Annotated in this window: 3 protein-coding genes; 1 reads left to right on the top strand and 2 read right to left on the bottom strand. The window is 68.7% G+C overall.

Features of this window, described 5'->3' with window-relative positions; translation table 11 throughout:
• Positions 1-221: 221 nt before the first annotated feature.
• Positions 222-641, bottom strand: a complete 420-nt coding sequence (locus tag ACLML9_RS28070; RefSeq protein WP_411948321.1) for a YkvA family protein — start codon at positions 639-641, stop codon at positions 222-224.
• A gap of 1237 nt (positions 642-1878) precedes the next feature.
• The gene (locus ACLML9_RS28065; protein ID WP_411948320.1) at positions 1879-2742 is read right to left on the bottom strand and encodes a phosphatidylinositol mannoside acyltransferase; all 864 of its coding nucleotides are present in this window, start codon (positions 2740-2742) and stop codon (positions 1879-1881) included.
• Positions 2743-3365: 623 nt separating this feature from the next.
• On the opposite strand from ACLML9_RS28065, the gene ACLML9_RS28060 reads away from it, so the two are divergent.
• Positions 3366-3794, top strand: a 429-nt coding sequence (locus tag ACLML9_RS28060) for a hypothetical protein (protein ID WP_411948319.1), incomplete at its 3' end; no start/stop codon positions are given.

The raw sequence follows: 3794 nt of genomic DNA, 5'->3' as shown, positions 1-3794 counted from the left end.
CCCGAAGCCCTTTTCGCCGTTGAACCACTTCACACTGCCTTGCGACATACTGTTATTTTACTTCCTGTTGCGAGCCGAGCGATCACTTCAACAACTCGTACTCACCTCCAGTATGCCACAGACCTGCCGTCACTCCCCGAAGAGTGAGCCTCCGCACGCTCGGCCAGGGTGCTTCGAAGATGGCCCGGCCGCACCGCGGACGAACGGAAGTCTGCTCCGGATCACCGCGTGGTTGTGTCCAGGCCGGTGAGATGGGCCAGGGCGGTGAAGCCGTCGTCGGTGCCGGGCCACTGCGCGCGTACCGGTTCCAGCCCGGCCCGGCGCACGACACTGCGCAGGACCGCGGTGACGATGATGGCGTCGTCGGCGTAGCCGAGCACCGGGATCACATCGGGGATGAGATCGATCGGGGCGGCGAGGTAGGCCAGCAGCAGCCACAGCCGGACCCGCACTCCTCGCGGCAGATCCCGGTCGCCGGCCAAGCGCCGGATCAGGCGCACGGTATCGGGCAGGATCCGCATCGCCTCCCGCAGCAGCCCGCCTTTGGGCCGCACGATCGCCAATGCGACGACCAAGCACAACCAGACCACCAGCACCGCTACAGCGACACCGGCCGCGACGCCGACAATCCAGCCACTCACGATTGCTCCACGACCCCCAGCCGAACCCGGCGCGCTGCCCCTGAACCCTCTATCACGTCCCCATGTTATGGCCATTACATTCGGGTTGGTGCAGGTGAACAGAGGGGGCGCCTTGGGCTCATTCCTCGCAAGGTCGTGTAGGGGCCCGCTGGTGGTCGCTTCCGCACTTCCCTCGTAGGCTCGCCCGACCCGCCACCTCGCCCCGACAGGGGCTGCACGGCGGTCAGCAGCACGACGGTCGCAAAATGATCAACACCACCGCGACTCCGCCAGTAATCTGCATGGAAACCCGCTCGCCGCCCCCTCGGCCAGGCGGCACAAGGCCCGACCGAGTCTCGAGACCTTCGTTTTCAGACGGACCGCCCACCGGCCGGGCAGCACACGCGCCGGCCCCGGCTGGAACCGGCCTACCTGGAACCGGCGTCCGGGCGGGTGGCGGTGTCCGGCTCGGGCACCGCGGTAAGGAACACCGGTTGTGGAGCATCGGCCGGTGTCGAGTACGGCTCGGGTTCGGTGGGGACGTGACTGAATAGTCCCAGGTTGTCGTCGTGCATTTTTGTACTCCGATCTTCGGTGTGCGCTGCCGGTGAAAGTCGCGGCAGGCAGGGTCGAGATGCGCGTCCTGTGGTGGTGCGGTCCGGCCGACCGGCGGTCCGGGCCTTCCGGGGATACCTATCCGAACCCGGTGAGACTCCGCGCCGGAATGCCGAGTGGAGCAACCCCCTCGCCCGGAGGTAGCGGGACTGCGGTAGCTCGAAGGAGGTCCTGTCGGATTCGGCAGCCGATCGGCTGCTCGACGGTGTTCCTCACTACAGTAGCCCCATCTGCCTCTGCCGCGTATCTCCCGGTCGCACCGGTCGAAATCCGGTCTGCGACCGCATTGTCGGCGCACGCGCCGCTTCACCGCACCGATCATGCCGGGCCGAGACCTCCGGTGCGGGTGGCAGACCCGAGCGCATGTCCATCTGTGAACCGGCACCTGCGACGAGCGACCGCCAAGTCGCTCAACTCGTTGGCAGTCCGGCCCGCCCGGACAACATCTCCAGGAGATACCCCGCCCGGTTCGCCTTTTGTCCAGCGCGTGGTTCTACAATTTTTCTACGACCTGGGTAAACGCTGTACCGACTTCAAGGCGGATAAAGGTGTAACTGTCAGGAGTCGGCGCTTATTCCCCCGGCTCGCGAGCGGCCGACGTGGGCAGATCCGGCGCCCGCCCGAGCGGCCCGGCGGCACCCCCTCATCCCTCCGTCCAGACCCGCTGCAACATGTGCCAGTCCGTGGGGTGGGCGGCGATACCGGCGGCGAACCGGTCGGCCAGCTCCTGGGTGGCCTCCTGGACCCCGCGGGAGGTATCGATCGGGTCCCCGACCGAGAATCCCCATCCGTCCGCCGTGAACCAGCAGTGCACGGGCAACAGCGGCGCGCCCGTATCGATGGCCAGCCGCGCGGGACCGGCGGGTAGCCGCGCCGGCGCGCCGAAGAAGGTCACCGGCACGCCCCGGCCGGACAGATCGCGCTCACCGAGCAGACAGACCACACCACCCCCGCGCAGCCGGTCGGTGAGCAACCGGAACGGGGGTGTGTCGCCGCCGGTGAGCGGGATGATCTCGAAGCCGAGCCCTTCCCGGAAGCGGACGAACCGGCGGAACAGCGACTCCGGCCGCAGACGCTCGGCGACCACGGTCGGCGTACCGACCCGCTGCACGAGCCAGACCCCGGCGAGGTCCCAGTTCCCGCTGTGCGGCAGGGCGATCACCACCCCGCGACCGGCGGCGTACGCCTCCCGGATCCGGTGGAGTCCGGTGGCCGCGGACTCGATGGTGTCCGCCAGCGCATACGGATCCATCGCGGGCAACCGGAAGGCCTCCCGCCAATACCTGGCATAGGAACGCAGACTCGCCCGGACCAGCTCCGGCGGAACCTGCGCGGGGTCGACGCCGAGGACTCGGGCGAGGTTGCGCCGCAACTGGACCGGACCGCCGTCACGACGGGCGATCCGGTCGGCGGCCGCGTCGAACAGGCGAACCGCCGAGCGGTGCGGCAGGGCCCGTACCAGGCGCCAGCCCGCCGCATAGCCGAGGTCCTGCGCCCGGCCCGACATCGTTACCTGGTACCGGCGTTCGGCACGGCGGGACTATCGGCCTCGGGGGCGGCGGTGAGAAAGACCGGACGGCGATCATCGGCCGGTAACGCGTACGGCTCGGGTTCGGCGGGGACGTGACTGAACAGCCCGGGATGGTCGTCGTGCATGGTCGTGCTCCGATCTTCGGTGTGCGCTGCCGGCACGAGTTCCGTACGGCAGAGGTCGAGGGGGTGTCCCGCCGGCGGTCCGAGTCGGATCGGGGCGGGACTTTTCGGGGATACCCATCGAAACCCATGGCACTCGGTCCGGGCTGCCGAGCGGAGCTTCCGTGGGCCCGGGGGCAAGTCGCGGCCGGGTCCCGCGGATTCGGCAGCCGGACGGCTGCTCGACGGTGTTCCTCACCACCGTAGCCGTATATGTCACCGCTGTGTCCCACACGCCGCAAACCCCGTGTGGCGGCGCGGTGCGAGGCGGCGGGTGAAACCACCCGGTCGGCGGTCGCGCCGATCACCCCGCTTGACACCTACCTATTGAACGTACCGTTATTCAGCGGTACGGTAGCCGGTGTATCAATAAGCACTCCCGAAGTGCGATCCGCCCCGGAGGACGAACGGGGGCGTGACCGAGTGAGGACCCCACCGATGAACCGAAACCACGAACAGCGCGCCCGCCGTCTCGCGGCGCGGATCGCCGCGCTCGCCGTCATCACCCTCGCGCCGCTGGCCGTCGGCGCCGGCCCCGCCCTCGCCGATCAGATCGGCGCGACCCACGTCAGCAGCGATTCCAGCGACAGCTTCGGCGATAGCTCCGGCTGGGACAGCAACGGCTGGGACGACAACGATCATCAGGCCTGGGACGGCGACGACTTCGGCGACAACGACGATTTCGGCTGGGACGACAACGGCCACTACGGCTACAAGGACCACCACCGGCAGGATTACGACGGCTGGGAGGACCACCTGAACAGCGGCGACAATCAGTACCCCGACCGCGATTCGCACAACGACCGCGGCCGTGACTACGACCGGCCCGCCGATTGGGACCGCCACGAGAATCCTCGTGGCGGCGGC

Source organism: Nocardia sp. NPDC002869, assembly GCF_046764065.1.
In the GTDB taxonomy this organism is placed as follows: domain Bacteria; phylum Actinomycetota; class Actinomycetes; order Mycobacteriales; family Mycobacteriaceae; genus Nocardia; species Nocardia rhamnosiphila.
This window is presented reverse-complemented; position numbering and strand designations above follow the sequence as displayed.